This window comes from Nocardiopsis sp. MG754419 (assembly GCF_018207095.1).
GTDB lineage: Bacteria > Actinomycetota > Actinomycetes > Streptosporangiales > Streptosporangiaceae > Nocardiopsis.
In genome coordinates this window covers 1-400 of record NZ_QOCZ01000387.1, presented here as the reverse complement: position 1 = coordinate 400, position 400 = coordinate 1, and the positions used below count along the sequence as shown (strand labels likewise).

General features: G+C 69.8%; 1 pseudogene. It reads left to right on the top strand.

The window, feature by feature from the left end:
• Positions 1–400 (top strand): annotated as a pseudogene (locus tag DSY14_RS28235) (hypothetical protein); the annotation flags it as partial.

Here is a 400-nt window from a genome sequence, read left to right as displayed (position 1 = left end):
AAGGCCCTCGCCGTCAAGGGCTACACCGTGAAGGCCGAGACCTCCGGGTCCTGGGCCATGGAGGGATTCGACCTCAAGGGGTACGACGCCGCCTTCCCGTCCAGCCAGGTGCCCGCCGCCGAACTCGCGAAGAAGTACGGCGTGAAGCAGACCCTGGCGCGCCCCTTCTACTCGCCCCTCGTCGTCGTGGCCCACCGCAACGCCGCCGAGGTCCTGGCCTCGAACGGGCTCGCCACCCTCGACGAGCACCGCGGCACGCTGAAGATGGGCGCCTACCTCGACGCCGCCCGGGACGACCGGACCTGGCAACAGCTCAAGGGCGCCGAGAAGTACGGGGAGCTGACCGGCACCCTCTACATCTCCAGCACCGACCCGGAGACCTCCAACTCCGGCGCCCTCT